Origin of the sequence: Stenotrophomonas sp. WZN-1 (assembly GCF_002192255.1) — a bacterium.
Lineage (GTDB): Bacteria > Pseudomonadota > Gammaproteobacteria > Xanthomonadales > Xanthomonadaceae > Stenotrophomonas.
Window position 1 is genome coordinate 2,178,384 of record NZ_CP021768.1, and the last position, 17,756, is coordinate 2,196,139.

The following is a 17,756-nucleotide window of genomic DNA, read 5'->3' on the forward strand; positions in this document are numbered from 1 at the left end:
GGTGGACCTGAAACGACAAGGGCGGCTTCGGCCGCCCTTGTCATATGCGCCGTCAGCGGCTGCGCTGGCGGGCCTTCTTCTTGAAGGTTGCCGCGTCGACAGGCTCGATCTGCGCCACGGTGCAGCGACTGGAATCGGTCTGCAGCTGGCTGCGCCCGGCGGTGCACAACAGGCCCTGCTGCCCTTCCGTGGAAAAGCTCAACTTCCGCGAGTAGCCCGCAGCGGAACAGTCGTCCTGGAAATGCACGACGTAGTGGTCCTGGCCATTGCGCAGCAGGATGTTGCGCGAGGCGCCGGCGCGCACCAGTTGCTGATCGCTGCCCAGCTGGACGCAGTTGCTGGCGGCGGAGGGGGTGTCAGCGGCGCGCGCGGGCGATGCGCTGGCGGACGCGACAACGGCGACGAGCAGAGCGGTCAGCGGGAGCATGTTCATGGCGGGGCAGGGGGATGGCGATCCGGACTGGATCGGCTCCCACGATGCCGCCACGCGTGCAGGGTCGAATCTGCCGCAAGCTGGGCTGACCGACGTCACGGTGCGTTCGGTCACGATGACCTCCGGCAGGGCCGGATTTCAGGCATGACAAAAGGCCAGCAACCAGGGCTGGCCTTGTCGAAGTGGCGCAGCGCGCCGACCGCTTACTTCATGCGGTAGGTGATACGACCCTTGGTCAGGTCGTACGGGGTCATTTCAACCTTGACCCGGTCACCGGTGAGGATGCGGATGTAGTTCTTGCGCATGCGGCCGGAGATGTGGGCGATGATTTCGTGCCCATTTTCCAGACGAACGCGGAAAGTGGTGTTCGGCAGCGTCTCGCTGACGGTGCCCTCGAACTCGATGGAATCGTCTTTCGACATGTAGTCCTGTGCGGTTCAGAAAACGGCCACGCTGGGCCTAAGGCGCGGTATTTTACGCGTGACGGGCCCAGCTTGCAAAGTTTGTGTTAACCCCCGGCCAAACGCTGTGCTGGCAAGCGTCCTACCGCCTGGGTCCAGGGGCCTTCACGGCCGTCACGGTGCACGGCCTGGCGGACGTGCTCCAGAAAGTCCGCGCGCGGCAGGTGTTCGGCGCCCATCCGCAGCAGGTGCGGATTCTCCACCTGGGCATCGATCAGCGCCCAGCCCCAGCCGTGAAGCGTGGATGCCAGCGCGGCCAGGGCGATCTTGGAGCCGCCGCTGGCGCCACTGAACATGCTCTCGCCGAAGAACATCGTTCCGATCGCTACCCCGTAGATACCGCCGACCAGCGTCTGCCGGTCCCAGACCTCGAAGGAGTGGGCAAAGCCGAGGTCGTGCAACTGGCTGTAGGCCTCGACCATGTCGGGGCTGATCCAGGTGCCGTCCTGGCCGGGCCGCGGCGCTGCCGCACAGGCGCGCATCACGCGGCTGAAGGCGGTGTCGGCGGTGACCTCCCAGGTGCTGCCGCGCAACTGGCGCCGGAAGCGGCTGGACAGATGTACGCCATCGGTACGGAACACCATGCGCGGGTCCGGCGACCACCACAGGATCGGCTCGCCCTCGCTGAACCATGGAAAGATGCCGCCGGCGTAGGCATTGAGCAGGCGTGCCGGATGCAGATCGCCACCCACTGCCAGCAGGCCATCGGGCTGGCGCAGCGCGGTCTCGGCCGGCGGGAAGGGGGCGTCCGGCGCGTCGGCCAGGCGCCAGGGCAGCTGGCGGGTCATGCCACCATTGTATTCGCCGTGGTGATGGGGGATGTCTGGCACCATCAGCATCCAACGGCAAGGAGCCCCGCATGAGCGACCCGATCAGCGCCATCCTCGACCTGCATGACACCCCGCGCACGCGCAACGACAGCCAGAGCATGCTGCTGGCGCTGGCCACTGAGCAGCCGGACCAGCTCGGTGCGCTGATGCTGCTGGCCCTCGCCCGGCGTTCGCCCAGTTCGGCCTTTCTCGACATGGCGCTGGATCTGCTGCCCGACGAAGCGGTTGCGCCGGTCTGTGTCGAGGCCTGGCGTCGCTATCGAGATGGCGAGCGCGGCGAGCTGCTGGCCAGCGTGATGGAGTTCGCCAGCTATCAGGCGCCAAAGCTGCTGCAGGACGACTGGGAGGCATTGCTGGCGGTCGCCACTGAGGATGAGCTGCAGCTGGCGTCGCAGGTATGGCGTGGCCTGCCCTCTGCCATTGCCGCACCGTGGGCGCAGATCCTGGCCGAAGCCGATGACGATCGCGAGATGGCGCGAGCCCGGGCGCTGTTGCTTGCAGCCCAGCCGGAGGCCTACGCCGTTGCCCGCGGCTACGCGGTCGACTGGGGGCGGTTGGATGCCGAGGTCTGGGCGCACTGGGCCGGCGTCGCCGACGGACCGCAGCCGCGGCGCCTGCATGGGGAGCGGCCGTTGCACATCCGCTTCGCATCGCGCGCAGGTGGCCGAAGAGCCGAGCTGGCGCAAGCGCATCTGGCGCCTGCACCCGACCTGGAATGGCGGGCAGGTACAGCACGCCGGGCAGATGGGAGGGCGGCTGCAATCGTTGTGTGGCAGCTGCCATGCGCCGCTGCAGCGCCTGCTGCGAACCGATGCTGCCGCGCTGCAGCCGGGCGCGGCGGGCGAGATCACGCTGGGCCTGTGCCTGGACTGCTGCGGTTGGGAAGAGCCGCCCGTGCGCTTCTATCGCCACGACGCGGACGGCCTGCCGAGCTGCCACCCCAGCCAGCACTGCGCGGTGCCGATCAGTCCCACCGACAGCGGCGATCTGATGCAGTCCGAGGTGGGCCTGGCGCTGATGGACAGTCCGCGCTGGCAGCAGCAGGACTGGGGGCAGTCCAATCACCGGCAGAACCTGTCGCGGGTGGGTGGCGCGCCCAGCTGGGTGCAGAGTGCGCAGTATCCGGCGTGCATCGATTGCGGCGAGGAAATGCCATTCGTGATGCAGCTGGATTCGACACTGCCGACCACAAATGAAGGCACGCTGCTGTGGGGCAGCGGCGGTATGCTCTATTCGTTCTGGTGTGCGAAGTGCCAGGTGAGCGGGCACTTCTGGCAATGCACCTGAGTACAGCGGCCCCGCCAATGACCCCGGTAGATGCCAACCTTGGTTGGCATGCCTGGCCCATTGCCCTGGTAGGTGCCAACCTTGGTTGGCACGGCCTGGTAGCCGCTCCGCAGATCAAGCAACCTGGACGCTACAGCTCTGCGCGGAACGGCCCATGCGCCTGCAGCTCCTGCTGGTAACGCCGCACATCGCGCCGCTCCTGCCGGCACCACTCCCGCAGCGCTTCCGCGAACTCCGGATCGGCCACCCAGTGCCGGCTGCGCACCAGTGCGGGCAGGAAGCCGCGCGCCAGCTTGTGTTCACCCTGCGCGCCCGGCTCGAAACGGGTCAGCCCTTCGCGCAGGCAGTATTCGATGCCCTGATAGTAGCAGGCTTCGAAGTGCAGGCCGGGCAGGGTGGCGCCACCCCAGTAACGGCCATACAGCGTGTCACCACCGCGCAGACACAGCGCACCGGCAATGGGCTCGCCGTCCTGTTCGGCCAGGAACAGCACCAGTCCACGGCCCAGTGAAATCGCCAGATGGCGCAGGAAGGCCTCGGTCAGTGCTGGCGCGTTGCCGTATTCCAGGAAGGTCTGCAGGTAGAAGCGGTACATCGCCTGCAGATCGGCGCGGCTGGCTTCGTCGCCGTGCACCACCCGGAAGCTGATGCCTTGGCGGCTGACCTTGGCGCGCTCCTGGCGGATGTTCTTGCGGTGCTTGTGGTCCATCGCGCCGAGGAACTGATCGAAGGTCGCCCACTCACCCGGGTTCTGCCACTGGAACTGCACGTCCTCGCGCAGCAGCCAGTCATCGCCGAACAGCGCCTCGTCACCCGCGGAGTGGAAATTGATATGGGCCGACGACACGTCCAGTGCCGGCAGCGCATCACGCAACGCCGACAGCAACGCGGCGCGTTCCGAATCGTGACGGGCCAGCAGCCGCGGACCAGTGACCGGCGAGTACGGCACCGCGCCCAGCCATTTCGGGTAGTAGTCACGGCCATGCCGGGCATAGGCGTTGGCCCAGGCGTGGTCGAACACGAACTCGCCGTGGGAGTTGGTCTTCAGGTAACCCGGTATGGCGCCAACCAGGCGGTCGCCCTCCCACAGCGTGAAGTGCCGGGGCCGCCAGCCCCAGTCCTCGCGCAGGCAGCCGTGTTGTTCCAGGCCAGACAGGAAGGCATGGCTGACGAACGGGTTCTGGCCGTCGTGCAGGGCATCCCAGTCGGTGGCGGGAATGGACTGAAGAGAGTCGAGGAAGCGGGCGGAGGGCATGGTTGGCAAGGATAGGCCAGGTGGATCGCGAACGGTGTTGGCGGGGCTGGGTTGGTTTGTTCCGGTTGGGGGTGAGGGAAGTTTGAAATCTCCATCCGTGTGCGCTTGGTGCGGAATCACCGGCGCACGGCTCGGCAGGGTGGCGGGGCGCTGCATGAGCGGCGCGCATCCCACCCATGGAGGAATCAACAATAAAGGGAGCTAATCTCGTCGTGCTGGCACTTACGCTTGCATGCGGCTCGGCGTTTGCAACGTATGCTTCGGCCCCTGGAATCGAAGACTTGTCCCCAGTCGAAGATCCGGGATTGTATGCCGAACTGGTGGCAATGCTTGAGCGAGAAGCCGGAACCCGTTTGACGCATCATTTGCAGGAGCGAGGGAAGCTGCGTCAGGTGACTATCGGCATAGCGATTGAACCGCGAAAGCACAGGATGGTTGTCAACTTCGGTCCGCGGTACCTTCCGGGCAAAAAAGATAGCTATGGCGAGCTTTTCCTGGAGCCTCTGGCTGCGGATCTGAGACGCTATTCAGAGCGGTCTGGGATGGGATTCTTGGATGTGACGTTCTCTTCCAGGGGAAGTCGATGGAAGAGCACTTCCCCGATGATCACCCGCAGCCAGCGTTGGCAACACCTCGGTCAGCGCACAGCAAAGCCTTGGTTTCCTCGAGTCATGGATACATTGCCTTGCACCCGGGCAGAGAATGGGAGTTTCAGCGGCCGTCTCCGCTCGGGCTACAAGAGGATGTACTGAGCCCGATGTATGGTGACGCGCTTGAGGATCTGTTGGAGCAGCGGAGTGGTCTGGTCGTGTATCGCGCCCGAAGCCGCTCGGCTGAACCTCATCCAGAGGCTGCACATCCGTGGGAGCACATGTCGGCACGCTATCACCTCAAAGCGCTCTTCCCTGACCGTGCTGACATTTGGAATGAATTCCCAAATAGTCCCGACAGTGATCGCGAGGTGAAAGAGGACATCCGTGCCCGTCCAAACTATGCCAACCATTTGGCTGTGGACGTGATGCTGAGCTTGCACACCAATGGCAGCGATTCAGCCAGTACGCGTGGCACCGAGGTCTATTACCATCAGGCGAAACCACAGGATAAGGCCTTGGCGGACAGCATCCTGTGTTCGATGCGGGAGGTCATACGTGCGCAGCCTGGTTATCAGGATTTCCCGCTTCGCGAGAGTTCGAACGCGGGTGCGCACGGCGAAAACCGCATCGGGAGGATGCCCTCGGTGATCGTTGAAACCGCCTACCACTCCAATCCTGATGATGTGGCGGCATTGCAGGACCCCGTCTTCCGCTCGGCGTCCATGAAAGGCGTGGAGAAGGGCTATCGCCTGTGGGCAACAGGAAAGACCTGCGAGCCCCTGGCACTGCGTCCGGTGCCGGATACCGACGTGCCGATCCAGGCGGCCCGGGACATTGAACTAAGCTATGCCGGGAATCCCCAGTATCCGTTGTCGGTGGAGCTCTCACTGGCCTCCTGTTCGGAGGAAGGCGCATGCACGCCATCGGCGACGACGTTCGATGACCCTGCCAAGCCGCTGACCATCAATCTGGCCTGCAATGGCCCAGACCCGGGTGTCGCGCGCTGGAGTGCTGTATTGCGCGACGCGGATGGCGTTGCCACGACACCCGTCGAGTTCTCGCAGGCGTGCGTGCGAGCGTGAGGGCAGGCTTCGGTCTGCCAGGCATGACCTGGCACTACTGAAAGCACAAAGGCCGGCGCTCTCGCGCCGGCCTTTGGTCGGGGTCGAGCATGGCTCGACGCCACAGAGTGCGGTCAGCGACTCAGCTGGCCTTGCCCTGCGCGTCCAGGTAACGCTCGGCGTCCAGTGCGGCCATGCAGCCGAAGCCGGCCGAGGTGATCGCCTGGCGGTAGTGCTGGTCGGCCACGTCGCCGGCGGCGAACACGCCTTCCACCGAGGTCTGGGTGGCGTTGCCGCCCAGGCCCGAGCGGATTTCCAGGTAGCCGTTGTTCATCGCCAGCTGGCCGTCGAACAGGGTGGTGTTCGGGTGGTGGCCGATGGCCACGAAGAAGCCGTGGGCGTCGATGTCGCGGGTGCTGCCGTCCAGGGTGGACTTCACGCGCACGCCGGTCACGCCGGCGTCGTTGCCCAGCACTTCCTCCACCTGGTGGTGCCAGACGGTCTCGATCTTGCCTTCGGCCACCTTCTTGAACAGCTTGTCCTGCATGATCTTTTCCGCCTTCAGGGTGTCGCGGCGGTGGACCAGGTAGACCTTGCGGGCGATGTTGGACAGGTACAGCGCCTCTTCCACGGCGGTATTGCCGCCGCCGACCACGACCACGTCCTGGTCACGGTAGAAGAAGCCGTCACAGGTGGCGCAGGCGGACACGCCGCGGCCCTTGAACTCGTCCTCGGTCGGGATGCCCAGGTACTTGGCGGTGGCGCCGGTGGCGATGATCAGGGCATCGCAGGTGTACTCGTGGCTGTCGCCGATCAGCTTGAACGGGCGCTGCGACACATCGGCGGTGTGGATGTGGTCGAAGATGACCTCGGTCTCGAAGCGCTCGGCGTGGGCCTGCATGCGCGCCATCAGGTCCGGGCCCATCAGGCCGTGGGCGTCGCCCGGCCAGTTGTCCACCTCGGTGGTGGTCATCAGCTGGCCGCCCTGCTGCAGGCCGGTGATGACAACCGGCTTCAGGTTGGCGCGGGCGGCGTAGACGGCGGCGGTCCAGCCGGCCGGGCCGGAACCGAGGATGACGAGGCGCTGGTGGCGGGAGGGCAGGCTGGTGCTCATGTAGACTCGCGAAAAGGTAGATGGGACAAGGCGCTGGCGATGTTTGCGCAGCATCCGTGGCTGGTCATAGAGTGGCGGCTGGGGCAGGGCGATTCAAGCCGATGAACAGAACGCCGTCATCCAGCGGTGGTTCCGGCCCTCTGATTGCCCTGCCGGACGTCGCATAACTGAAAACTGACGCCGTCTCATTTATTATCAATCACTAACAGCGCATTCCAAAGGTATGGTCTAAGGTGGCGAAGCAGGTCCCCGAACGCTCCAAGTCCGACGACAGCAAGGCGTCACGTCGCACGGCCGCGGCGGCGACGACCGACAATCCACGCCGCCAGCGCCTCTGGCGCGATCTGGGCCTGATCGCGATCGCGCCGGCCCTGCTGTACCTGGCGGCCAGTCTTTTCACGTATTCAGCCACGGATCCGGGTTGGTCGCACACCGGCAGCGTGGTCGCACCGGTGCACAACCTCGGTGGCCGCGCCGGGGCCTGGATCGCCGATGTGCTGCTGCAACTGTTCGGCTACATCGCCTTCCTCTTGCCGGTGGTGCTGGGCGCGCTGGCGTGGATCGCCATGTTCGGCCTCAAGCGCGAGAGCAAGGGCGAGAACGACCTGGACCCGGCGCTGCGCCTGGTCGGCCTGGTCGGTTTCCTGATCGCCGGCACCGGCTTCCTGCATGTTCGCCTGTTCAGTGGCGACGTCTCCAGCGCTGGCGGCATCCTCGGCAAGCTGGTCGGCAATTCACTCACGGTGGGCTTTGGGGCGCTGGGTGCGAACCTGTTCGTGCTGGTGCTGCTGCTGGCCTCGATCACCCTGGCCACCGGGCTGTCCTGGTTCACGGTGATGGAGAAGATCGGCCGCGGCGTGATGTCGCTGGCGCCGTTGCTGGCTCGCAAGAAGGAGGAAGTCACCGAGTGGCAGCAGACCCGGGTGATGCGGGAGGAGCGCCAGGAAGTGCGCAAGGCCGATGCCGAGGTGCGCGCCAAGCGCGAGCCGGTGAAGATCGAGCCGCGCCCGGAGCCGGTGATCGAGAAGAGTGACCGGGCCAAGCGCGATACGCAGATCCCGATGTTCCGTGGTGTCAATGGCGACGGATCGGACCTGCCGCCGCTGGCCCTGCTGGACGACCCCAAGCCGCAGCCGGTGGGCTACGACAAGGAAACCCTGGACGCGCTGTCGCGGCAGATCGAGTTCAAGCTGAAGGACTTCCGCATCGACGCCCAGGTGGTCGCTGCCAACCCGGGCCCGGTGATCACCCGCTTCGAGATCGAGCCGGCGCCGGGCATCAAGGTCAGCCAGATCAGTTCGCTGGACAAGGACATCGCGCGCGGCCTGTCGGTGAAGTCGGTGCGCGTGGTCGACGTGATTCCGGGCAAGTCGGTGATCGGCCTGGAGATTCCCAACGTCACCCGCGAGATGATCTACCTGTCCGAGCTGCTGCGCTCGAAGGAATACGACAAGTCGGCCAGCGTGCTGACCCTGGCGCTGGGCAAGGATATCGCCGGCCGCTCCACCGTGGCCGACCTGGCGCGCATGCCGCACCTGCTGGTGGCCGGTACCACCGGTTCGGGCAAGTCGGTGGCGGTCAACGCGATGGTGCTGAGCCTGCTGTTCAAGGCCTCGCCGAAAGACCTGCGGATGCTGATGATCGACCCGAAGATGCTCGAACTGAGCGTCTACCAGGGCATCCCGCACCTGCTGGCGCCGGTGGTCACCGACATGAAGGAGGCCGCCAACGGCCTGCGCTGGTGCGTGGCCGAGATGGAGCGCCGCTACAAGCTGATGAGCGCGGTGGGCGTGCGCAACCTGGCCGGCTTCAACAAGAAGGTGAAGGAGGCGCAGGACGCCGGCCAGCCGCTGATGGATCCGCTGTTCAAGCCGAACCCGGAACTGGGCGAGGCGCCGCGTCCGCTGGAGACGCTGCCGTTCATCGTCATCTTCATCGACGAATTCGCCGACATGATGATGATCGTCGGCAAGAAGGTGGAAGAGCTGATCGCGCGCTTGGCGCAGAAGGCGCGTGCGGCCGGCATCCATCTGATCCTGGCCACGCAGCGCCCGTCGGTGGACGTCATCACCGGCCTGATCAAGGCCAACATCCCGACCCGCATCGCCTTCCAGGTCAGCTCCAAGATCGACTCGCGCACCATCCTCGACCAGTCCGGCGCGGAAACCCTGCTGGGCCACGGCGACATGCTGTACCTTCCGCCGGGTACGGCCATGCCTGAGCGCGTGCACGGCGCCTTCGTCTCCGACGAAGAAGTGCATCGCGTGGTCGAACACCTCAAGGCGATGGGCCCGGCCGACTATGTCGACGGCGTGCTGGACGAAGTGCAGACGATGGGCGACGGCGTGGTCGTCGGTGCCACCGGCCTGCCCGAGAACAGCTCTGCCGGCGATGAGTCCGACCCGTTGTATGACGAAGCGCTGCGGGTGGTCACCGAGACCCGCCGCGCTTCGATTTCCGGCGTGCAGCGCCGGCTGAAGATCGGCTACAACCGTGCAGCGCGACTGATCGAGGCCATGGAAGCGGCCGGCGTGGTCAGCCCGCCCGAGCACAACGGCGACCGCACGGTGCTGGCACCGCCGCCGCCGAAGTAAGGCCCGACGTATCCCCCACGACGTCCAAGGAACCGACGCATGCTTCACCCCGTACCAAGCGCGCTGGCACTGGCGCTGGCAGCCCTGATGGCTGCCGGCCCGGCACTGGCAGAAACCGCCACCTCCGCGCCCGCCACGGCGCCGCCTTCCACCAGCGGCGATACCGAAGCCAGCAATAATTTCAGCATTGTCCGTTACCGCGCCGACTACCAGGTGCGGCCGGATGCGGGCAATGTGCAGACCGAAACCTACGAAGTCCTGCTCAAGACCAAGGCCTCCGTCGAGCAGTTCAGCCAGGTGCGGCTGAGCTACAGCGAGAAGATGGAAACCCTGGAGGTGCTTGGCGCCTACACCATCACCGCCGACGGCCAGCGCCGCGACGTGCCGGCTGACCGCATCTACACCCAGGAAAGCTATTCCAGCGCCTCGGCGGCGATGTATGCCGACCGCAAGGTGCGGGTGATCGTATTCCCGAACCTGGCCCCGGGCACGCGCCTGTACTACCAGGTGCGCCGCACCCAGGCCACGCCGTACTTCCCGGGCTACTTCGGCCTGTGGGAGACCTTCAATGTCTTCACCGAGTACGAGGACGCCGAGGTCACCCTGAGTGCGCCGGCCAACCTGCCGATGTTCGTCGACAGTCGCGGCGTGCAGGGCAGCGATCGCCCGACGGTGAAGAACGGCCAGGCGCAGTGGCGCTGGCGCTACCAGCGGCGCGAAGCCATGCCGGCACAGAACTGGTCGGCGGCGGGCTGGGAGTTCGGCCCGAACATCATGGCCAGCACCTATCGTGACTGGTCGCAGATGGGTCGCGCCTACCAGCTCAAGGCGGGGCCGGCGGCGCAGGTCACCCCGGAACTGCAGGCGCTGGCCGACCAGGTCACCACCGGCATCAGTGACCGTCGCGAGCAGGCCGATGCACTGTATCGCTGGGTCGCTCAGAACATCCGCTATGTGGCGGTATACCTGGGCAATGGCGGCCTGGAGCCGAACAGCGCGCAGAGCATCCTCGACAACCACTACGGTGACTGCAAGGACCATGTGACGATTCTCGAGGCGCTGCTGGCGGCCAAGGGCATCGCCAGTTCGCCGGTGCTGATCGGTGCCGGCGGTGGCCCGACGCTGCCGAAGATTCCGGTGCTGGGCCGCTTCAACCACGCCATCACCTACATCCCCGAGTTCGATCTGTACCTGGATTCGACCACCGCGTGGGCGCGCTTCGGGCAGTTGCCCGAAGGTGACCTGGGCGCCCCGGTGATGCGTACCCGCGACGCTACGCTGGCGCGCACCCCGGCCAACACGCCGGAGCGCAATGCCACCTCGATGGAAGTGCGGTTCACCTTCGACGCCAACGGCAACCTGCGCGGCGAGACGATCCCGAAGCTGGGCGAGAACGCCGAGATCGGCATGCGTGCGCAGTTCTCCCAGCTCAACGCGCAGAACCGTGCGCGCGCCGAAGAGCAGATCATGGCCGCGTCCGGTTTCGACGGGCGAGGGCAGCTGCAGATCCAGGGTGTGCCGGTCGACCTGACCCGGCCGTTCGGCTACCGCATGGCCTTCCAGGCCGAGGACTACGCCGACTTCAGCGTGGCCGGCGGCATGGCCGTGCCGGACCCGCCGGGTGGCGAGTCGGTGCGTGGGCTGTACGCCACCGCCTCGGCGCCGGCCAACGAGACACCGTTCTACTGCAATGCCAGCCTGCGCGAGGAAACCTACCGCCTGCAGTTCCCGGCCAATGCGCCGATCATCGCCATCCCGGCCAGCCAGCGTTTCACCAACGCCGCCGGTGAGTACCGGGTGGACTGGAGTCGCGAGGGCCAGGATGTGATCGTGCATCACCGCCTGCAGCAGAACGCGGTGCGCGGCCCGGAGGCATTGTGCCAGCCGCAGGACTATCCGGCGTTCCGCGCGCTGTACCGCGAAGTACGGCGTGGCTTCCGTGGCCAGGTGCTGTACGGCAAGCTGCCGGGCTCCGGCGGCTGAATCGCCGATGGACGTTCAGGGCGGCATAATGTCGCCCTGATCGCCCATTCATCTTTATTTGGGCACACTGGCAACCACCTTTCCTGGCGCCCGCGCCCACAGGATTCCCGCATGAACTTCCGCTTCCGCCGTTTCCTTGCCACCACCACCCTGGCCGTGGCCTGCGCCGCCGCCGGCAGCGCCTGGGCTGGCGCCCGCGATGACCTGAAGACCTTCACCAGTGGCCTGAAGGGCCTCGATGGCCAGTTCAGCCAGCAGGTGTTCGACAGCCGCGGCAAGGTGAAGGAATCGACCAGCGGCCGAGTGGCTCTGTCAGCGCCGCGCCTGTTCCGGTGGGAATACGTGCGCCCGCACGAACAGCTGATCGTGGCTGATGGCACGAAGGTCTGGATGTACGAGCCGGACCTGGAACAGGCCACCGTGCGCGAGCAGGGCAAGGAAGAGCAGAACAGCCCGCTGACCGCGCTGATCAACCCGGCGCTGCTGGAGCAGCAGTACGACGTCAGCGAAGAGGCCGCGCAGCGCGATGGCCTGCAGTGGCTGTCGCTGTCGCCGAAGCGCGATACCGAAGCCAGCTTCCAGTACGCCGCGCTGGGCTTCAACGCGCAAGGTCTGGCCAAGATGGAGATCACCGACGCCGTCGGCCAGCGCACCGTGATCAGCTTCACTGGCTGGAAGCGCAACCCAGGCTTTGCTGCCGGCACCTTCAGCTTCACCCCGCCGAAGGGCACCGACGTCATCGGCAACTGATCGGGGACGCCGGGCATGGCCCGGCGCTACCTGGGTGCCAACCTGCACCGCCTTGAAGTGCCAACCGGCACCGCCTTGGTGGGTGTCAACCTTGGTTGACACGCTCTTGGTCTGCCGGCCAGCGGCCGGCACTACCGATCATGGCCCGGCCGCCGTGGTGGGTGCCAACCTTGGTTGGCACGCTCTCGCGGTACAATGAGCGGGTGGCAAGACATCGTTCAACTTCCTTCCCTGGCCCCGATCTGCTGAGCGTTGATCGGGAACATCTGCGCCCGCTGGCCGAGCGCATGCGCCCGCGCACCCTCGACGAGATGGTGGGGCAGAAGCGCCTGCTGGCGCCGGACAGCGCGCTGCGTCGTGCGGTCGAATCCGGGCGCGTGCATTCGATGATCCTGTGGGGGCCGCCGGGCTGTGGCAAGACCACGTTGGCACTGCTGCTGGCCGAGTATTCCGATGCCGAGTTCCGTGCCATCTCTGCGGTGCTGTCCGGCCTGCCGGAAGTGCGCCAGGTACTGGCTGAGGCTGCGCAACGGTTCGCCGAAGGTCGCCGCACCGTGCTGTTCGTGGACGAGGTGCATCGCTTCAACAAGGCGCAGCAGGATGCGTTCCTGCCGCACATCGAGCGCGGCACCATCCTGTTCGTCGGCGCCACCACCGAAAATCCGTCGTTCGAGCTGAACTCCGCACTGCTGTCGCGTTGCCGCGTGCATGTGCTGGAGGGCGTTTCGCCCACGGATATCGTCGAGGCGCTGGAGCGTGCGCTGGGTGACCGCGAACGCGGCCTGGGCGAGGAGGGCATCGAGGTCGCCCCCGAGCTGCTGCTGGAAATCGCTACCGCCGCCGACGGCGACGTGCGTCGTGCGCTGACCCTGCTGGAAATCGCCGCCGAGCTGGCGGGCGGGGAGGGTGGGCGTATCACGCCGCAGACCCTGACCCAGGTGCTGGCCGATCGCACCCGTCGCTTCGACAAGGGCGGCGAGCAGTTCTACGACCAGATCTCGGCGCTGCACAAGTCGGTTCGCAGTTCCAACCCGGATGCCGCGCTGTACTGGCTGACCCGCATGCTCGACGGTGGCTGCGATCCGTCCTACCTCGCGCGCCGGCTGACCCGCATGGCCATTGAGGACATCGGCCTGGCCGATCCACGCGCGCAGAGCATGGCGTTGGAGGCCTGGGACATCTACGAGCGGCTGGGCAGCCCGGAAGGCGAGCTCGCCTTCGCTCAGCTGGTGCTGTACCTGGCCAGCACCGCCAAGTCGAATGCCGGCTATGCGGCCTTCAACCAGGCCAAGGCCGATGTGCGCGAGAGTGGTACCGAAGAGGTGCCGCTGCACCTGCGCAATGCGCCGACCAAGCTGATGAAGGAGTTGGGCTACGGCGCCGAATACCAGTACGACCACGACGCCGAGGGCGGTATCGCGCTGGACCAGACCGGTTTCCCGGATGCGATGGGCGAACGGGTGTACTACAACCCGGTCCCGCGCGGGCTGGAAATCAAGCTGAAGGAAAAGCTGGACCGGCTGCGTGCCGAGCGCGAAGCGGCGCGGGCCGCGAAGGGCCGTTGAGCCGGCTTAGGTTGAGTCGAGCCATGCTCGACTCCGCGCTTGCACGGGCTGCAGGTGCCTTCTGGAACAGCAGTCGAGCATGGCTCGACTCTACACATGCATGGCTCGATTCTACGTTGTCCTGCGCGGCGGTCTTTGGCACACTGCGCGGCTACTTTTTTCAAGGATGGATGCCGTGCAGGAAATGATTCTGCCGTTGAAGCGTTACGCCCAGTTCGATGGTCGTGCCAACCGTCGCGAATACTGGATGTTCCAGCTGTTCATGTTGATCGTCTCGGCCGTGCTGATGGTACCGCTCATCGCCGGGTTGGTGATGCAGTCCGATGGCCTGGGCATCGCGTCGATCATTCTGTTCGTTGTGTTCTGGCTGGCTACCTTCCTGCCGGTCATCGCTGTCACCGTGCGCCGCCTGCATGACTGCAACCAGTCGGGCTGGTTGTACCTGCTGGCCTTCGTTCCGTTCGGTGGCCTGGTGATCTTCGTGTTCGCGCTGATGCCGGGTACGCCGCAGGAGAACATGTACGGCCCGGTGCCGACGGGGCCGTAAGGCTGCGGGAGTCGAGCATGGCTCGACGCTACAGAGGCAATGAACTGAAGCCGGCATTTCGCCGGCTTCGTCTTTACTGGATGCTGCAGTCACCGAAGGACAGGTAGTCCGTGCCGGAGCTGAACTGCAGCGTGCAGCTGGCGGTGAACGTTGCGCCTTCTTCCAGCGCGCCCAGCTTGGCCGCCTGCTGCTCGTCGTCGGTGGTCAGCCGGGCCAGGACATTGCCCTGGTCATCGCCGGCCTCGACCAGCGGCTCGCCCGCCAGGTTGCTGGAAACGCCGACTGCTACGGCAGTGAACGTCACCGTCTGGTTGAGTTGGTCCATGCTCAACGTCGAATTGCCGGCCTCTTCAAAGGCCTGGTAGAGCGACGGCAGATCCTGCGCGGCGTGGGCGGCCAACGGGGCGAGCAGGCCGAGGGTAAGTGCGATCAGTGCGGTGTGCTTCAAGGGCTCTCACAATCATGGGATCCAATCCCATGGCGGTTGTGTGCAGATGAACGCGACCCGGATGGCGACAAGTGCCTGCCATCCCTGGTTGCGCTGGAAGCGGGGCGATCCAATGCCCCGATGGGCGGCAAAATAGGGGAATTGCTGCCCCTTGCGCAACCCGGCATGCGCGCGCGTGATACACATCGTGACGTTCGATCGATGTGATAATCATTCGCGTTTAAGGTAGACTGCGGTCCCTTGTGAACCGGCGGCCTTGAGCCGCTTCTGCCGCCGCTGATGAAGCATTTCGTCCCGCCTTCGCGCCGTGGTCCGCTGGCCCGCGGCCTGGCCGCCCTGATGATGGGTCTGCTCCTGGCCACTCCGTACGCCCATGCGCAGCAGCGCAACCCGCTGCAGAAGATCGGCCATACCGTGCTCGATGAGCCGGCGGCGAGCTATCGCTTTGAACAGTTCGTGGTTAACAGCCCGGACCAGCAGCGGCGTTGGCGAGTGAACCTGGCGATTCCTGCCAAGGCCGCCAGTGCGCCATCCCCGGTGCTGTACGCGCTGGACGGCAATGCGGTGGCGATGGTGCTGGACCAGCCACTGCTGGCCGAGCTGGCCGCACGCAAGGCGCCGCCGGTGCTGGTGCTGATCGGCTACGACAACGACCTGCGCATCGATTCCAAGGCGCGCACCTGCGACTACACCGCGTGGATCGACCGCGCCGACGACGAGAGTGGTACGACCCAGGCGGTTGGCGGCGGTGCTGCGGCCTTCCTCGATGTGATCGAACGCCGCATCAAGCCCGAAGTCGAGCGTCGCGCACGCATCGATACGCAGCAGCAAGCGCTGTGGGGCCACTCACTGGGCGGCTTGTTCGTGCTTAATGCGCTGTACACCCGCCCCGCCGCCTTCCAGTCCTATCTGGCCGCCAGCCCGTCGCTGTGGTGGAGCCAGGGCGCGGCGCTGGGTGATCCGGAACAGCAGTTCGTGCAGAACGTGCACGGCCAGCCGGCAAAGCTCTGGCTGATGCTGGGCGGTGCCGAGCGTGTCGGTGATCGCGGCAAGCGTGACATGAACAATCCGCGCGTGGTCGCGCACCTGCGCCGCATCGGCGGCGCCACCCCGGATGCGGCGATGCAGCTGTCCGAGCGCTTGGCCAAGGTGCCGGGCATGCACGTGCAGTACCGCGAGTTCCCCGGCCTCGGCCACGGCCCGATGCTGCCGGCTTCGTTCCACGCTGCGCTGCATGAGCTGTACGGCGTGACCGACCGCAGTGCTGGTGACGGCGCGCCCAACGGCGGTGACAACGCCGCCGAGTGAATCCCTTCGCATGCCAAGGCGTGCGACCCCACTACCCAGGCGAGGCTGCCGACGTGCAGCGGCCCAGGCAACCGATGAATCCCGCGCCACGTGGCGCGGCCTACGTGTGCAAGGAGCCTTCCATGTCGTTCCGTCCGTCTTTCCGTCTTACCTCCCTGGCCGCTGGCCTGTTGCTGGCGGTGACCGCCACCGCACAGCCGGTGTTCGATCAGCCGGCCAATGCCACCTTCAAGGGCCAGGTGGTCTCACGCGGTGAGAATGTGGTTCCCGGCAGTACGGCCGACGTGGTCGGTCGCGGTTTCGTGCCGGGCCAAAAGGTCAGCCTGCTGCGTGGCGACAGCGTGCTCAACGCGCAGCCCGTGGTGGTTGATGCCGACGGCAACTTCAAGACCCAGCTGAGCATTCCGACCGACGCGGTGCCGGGCACCCATCCGGTGGTGGTGCGCGCCAGCCAGCCGGCTGCAGCCACCGTGCTGAAGCTGCGCGTCTCGCCGCGGCTGCCGCTGTCCGGCCAGGCGCAGTTCGCCACCCAGTCCAACAAGCTGGTGCCGGGCCTGTACCAGTCCGCCTACAGCGCCGCCAGCAATGCGGTGTTCGTGACATCGGCCGTGGGTCGCCCGCCGGTGACCCAGTCGCAGCTGTTGAAGCTGGACCCGAAGTCGCTGAAGGTGACCAGGGCGATCACCCCGGCGCAGGTGCCGGGCAGCACCACTGGTGCGGTGTACGCGGTCTACGGCGTGGGCGTGGATGACACCAACGGCAACGTGTGGGTCACCAACACCCGCCAGAACTCGATCGCGGTCTATCGCCAGAAGGATCTGTCGCTGGTCCATCAGTTCCCGGTCGACGCCGTGCCGCACGCACGCGACGTGGTGGTTGATGGCACCCACGGCAAGGTGTTCGCCTCGGCCACGGGTGAGGACCACCTGTCGGTGTTCGATGCGAAGACCTTCAAGGAGCTGCCGGCGGTGACGCTGGAGTCCGGCGTGGATGACGGCAAGTTCACCCCGATGAGCCTGGTGCTGGACGAGAAGGGCGGCAAGCTGTTCACCGTCAGCATCGGCACCCCGGAAGCGGCGGTGGTCGACGTGGCCAGCGGCAAGGTCGAGAAGGTCATCGACCTGGGTAATTCGATCAGCGCCTCCGGCGTGGCCTTCGATGCGGCGCGCAACCGCCTGTACGTGGCCTCGCAGGGCACCGACAACCTGCTGATCGTCGACGTGGCCGCCGGCAAGGTGCTGCATGACGTGCCGGTCGGCGCTGGTGCGCTGAACGTCGCCTTCGATGATGCCTCCGGCCTGGCCTATGTCAGCAACCGCGGCGCCGGCACCGTCACCGTGGTCAACGGCGACGGCAAGGTGGTCGCCAACCTCGATGGCGGCACGCTGCCGAACCATGTCCGTGCCGATGGCAAGGGCAACGTGTTCGCGGTGAACAAGTCGCGTGGCGCCGAAGACCCGAAGGGTGACCGCATCACCCGCATCACCCCGAAGCAGTAAGTCACATGGCGGGGCGGCGTGCGCGTCG

At 66.1% G+C, this 17,756-nt stretch carries 16 protein-coding genes; 9 read left to right on the top strand and 7 right to left on the bottom strand.

All coding sequences use genetic code 11. The annotated features are described in order from the left end of the window. Positions 1–52 precede the first annotated feature (52 nt). From CCR98_RS10270 to CCR98_RS21295, 4 genes are all read right to left on the bottom strand, one after another. Positions 53–547, bottom strand: a complete 495-nt coding sequence (locus tag CCR98_RS10270; RefSeq protein WP_332454997.1) for a hypothetical protein — start codon at positions 545–547, stop codon at positions 53–55. Positions 548–636: 89 nt separating this feature from the next. Beyond that, positions 637–855 (bottom strand): translation initiation factor IF-1, encoded by a 219-nt coding sequence (infA, locus tag CCR98_RS10275; protein WP_005409596.1) that lies wholly within the window; start codon positions 853–855, stop codon positions 637–639. Positions 856–941: 86 nt separating this feature from the next. Further along, entirely contained in the window at positions 942–1,727 is a 786-nt protein-coding gene (aat, locus tag CCR98_RS10280) for a leucyl/phenylalanyl-tRNA--protein transferase (RefSeq protein WP_332454998.1), read from the bottom strand. Next, on the bottom strand, positions 1,727–2,344 hold the full coding sequence (locus CCR98_RS21295; protein ID WP_232463107.1) for a hypothetical protein: 618 nt from the start codon (positions 2,342–2,344) through the stop codon (positions 1,727–1,729). The genes aat and CCR98_RS21295 overlap by 1 nt, the downstream gene beginning before the upstream one ends. Positions 2,345–2,384: 40 nt before the next feature. Between CCR98_RS21295 and CCR98_RS21300 the strand changes: the two genes are divergently transcribed. Next, the gene (locus CCR98_RS21300) at positions 2,385–3,011 is read left to right on the top strand and encodes a hypothetical protein (RefSeq protein WP_232463108.1); all 627 of its coding nucleotides are present in this window, start codon (positions 2,385–2,387) and stop codon (positions 3,009–3,011) included. A gap of 130 nt (positions 3,012–3,141) precedes the next feature. Here the strand turns inward: CCR98_RS21300 and CCR98_RS10290 are convergent, their stop codons facing one another. Beyond that, a complete protein-coding gene (locus tag CCR98_RS10290; RefSeq protein WP_087922508.1) occupies positions 3,142–4,266 on the bottom strand; it encodes a GNAT family N-acetyltransferase in 1,125 nt (374 codons plus the stop codon). A 583-nt stretch (positions 4,267–4,849) separates the two neighbouring features. Between CCR98_RS10290 and CCR98_RS10295 the strand changes: the two genes are divergently transcribed. Beyond that, the gene (locus CCR98_RS10295; RefSeq protein ID WP_232463109.1) at positions 4,850–5,941 is read left to right on the top strand and encodes an N-acetylmuramoyl-L-alanine amidase; all 1,092 of its coding nucleotides are present in this window, start codon (positions 4,850–4,852) and stop codon (positions 5,939–5,941) included. Between the two features lie 121 nt (positions 5,942–6,062). Here CCR98_RS10295 and trxB read toward each other — a convergent pair whose 3' ends face one another. Continuing rightward, positions 6,063–7,034 (bottom strand): thioredoxin-disulfide reductase, encoded by a 972-nt coding sequence (trxB, locus tag CCR98_RS10300; protein ID WP_014037154.1) that lies wholly within the window; start codon positions 7,032–7,034, stop codon positions 6,063–6,065. Positions 7,035–7,267: 233 nt separating this feature from the next. Here trxB and CCR98_RS10305 point away from each other — a divergent pair, with 233 nt between their 5' ends. The 5 genes from CCR98_RS10305 (at position 7,268) to CCR98_RS10325 (ending at position 14,473) form a co-directional block, all read left to right on the top strand. Next, positions 7,268–9,628, top strand: coding sequence for a DNA translocase FtsK (locus CCR98_RS10305; protein ID WP_014037155.1), 2,361 nt, complete (start codon positions 7,268–7,270; stop codon positions 9,626–9,628). Between the two features lie 39 nt (positions 9,629–9,667). After that, complete coding sequence (locus tag CCR98_RS10310) at positions 9,668–11,611, top strand: DUF3857 domain-containing protein (RefSeq protein WP_087922509.1); 1,944 nt, start codon at positions 9,668–9,670, stop codon at positions 11,609–11,611. Between the two features lie 111 nt (positions 11,612–11,722). Next, the gene (gene lolA / locus CCR98_RS10315) at positions 11,723–12,361 is read left to right on the top strand and encodes an outer membrane lipoprotein chaperone LolA (protein WP_087922510.1); all 639 of its coding nucleotides are present in this window, start codon (positions 11,723–11,725) and stop codon (positions 12,359–12,361) included. A gap of 287 nt (positions 12,362–12,648) precedes the next feature. Beyond that, a complete protein-coding gene (locus tag CCR98_RS10320; RefSeq protein WP_014037159.1) occupies positions 12,649–13,926 on the top strand; it encodes a replication-associated recombination protein A in 1,278 nt (425 codons plus the stop codon). Between the two features lie 175 nt (positions 13,927–14,101). After that, the gene (locus tag CCR98_RS10325) at positions 14,102–14,473 is read left to right on the top strand and encodes a DUF805 domain-containing protein (RefSeq protein WP_087924167.1); all 372 of its coding nucleotides are present in this window, start codon (positions 14,102–14,104) and stop codon (positions 14,471–14,473) included. A 73-nt stretch (positions 14,474–14,546) separates the two neighbouring features. Here the strand turns inward: CCR98_RS10325 and CCR98_RS10330 are convergent, their stop codons facing one another. Continuing rightward, entirely contained in the window at positions 14,547–14,921 is a 375-nt protein-coding gene (locus CCR98_RS10330) for a hypothetical protein (protein ID WP_087922511.1), read from the bottom strand. 279 nt (positions 14,922–15,200) lie between these two features. On the opposite strand from CCR98_RS10330, the gene CCR98_RS10335 reads away from it, so the two are divergent. Beyond that, positions 15,201–16,229 carry an alpha/beta hydrolase-fold protein gene (locus CCR98_RS10335; protein ID WP_087922512.1) on the top strand — a complete coding sequence of 343 codons (1,029 nt, stop codon included), beginning with the start codon at positions 15,201–15,203 and terminating at the stop codon, positions 16,227–16,229. A gap of 122 nt (positions 16,230–16,351) precedes the next feature. Then, entirely contained in the window at positions 16,352–17,728 is a 1,377-nt protein-coding gene (locus CCR98_RS10340; RefSeq protein WP_087922513.1) for an ATP-binding protein, read from the top strand. Positions 17,729–17,756 lie beyond the last annotated feature (28 nt).

Excerpts from the sequence above, each read along its gene's own strand:
- CCR98_RS10340 (WP_087922513.1), top strand. The coding sequence starts at position 16,352 with ATGTCGTTCCGTCCGTCTTTCCGTCTTACCTCCCTGGCCGCTGGCCTG.
- CCR98_RS10295 (WP_232463109.1), top strand. The coding sequence starts at position 4,850 with ATGGAAGAGCACTTCCCCGATGATCACCCGCAGCCAGCGTTGGCAACA.
- CCR98_RS10310 (WP_087922509.1), top strand. The coding sequence starts at position 9,668 with ATGCTTCACCCCGTACCAAGCGCGCTGGCACTGGCGCTGGCAGCCCTG.
- trxB (WP_014037154.1), bottom strand. The coding sequence starts at position 7,034 with ATGAGCACCAGCCTGCCCTCCCGCCACCAGCGCCTCGTCATCCTCGGT.
- lolA (WP_087922510.1), top strand. The coding sequence starts at position 11,723 with ATGAACTTCCGCTTCCGCCGTTTCCTTGCCACCACCACCCTGGCCGTG.
- CCR98_RS21295 (WP_232463107.1), bottom strand. The coding sequence starts at position 2,344 with ATGCAGGCGCCGCGGCTGCGGTCCGTCGGCGACGCCGGCCCAGTGCGC.
- CCR98_RS10320 (WP_014037159.1), top strand. The coding sequence starts at position 12,649 with ATGCGCCCGCGCACCCTCGACGAGATGGTGGGGCAGAAGCGCCTGCTG.
- CCR98_RS10290 (WP_087922508.1), bottom strand. The coding sequence starts at position 4,266 with ATGCCCTCCGCCCGCTTCCTCGACTCTCTTCAGTCCATTCCCGCCACC.
- infA (WP_005409596.1), bottom strand. The coding sequence starts at position 855 with ATGTCGAAAGACGATTCCATCGAGTTCGAGGGCACCGTCAGCGAGACG.
- CCR98_RS10335 (WP_087922512.1), top strand. The coding sequence starts at position 15,201 with ATGAAGCATTTCGTCCCGCCTTCGCGCCGTGGTCCGCTGGCCCGCGGC.
- aat (WP_332454998.1), bottom strand. The coding sequence starts at position 1,727 with ATGGTGCCAGACATCCCCCATCACCACGGCGAATACAATGGTGGCATG.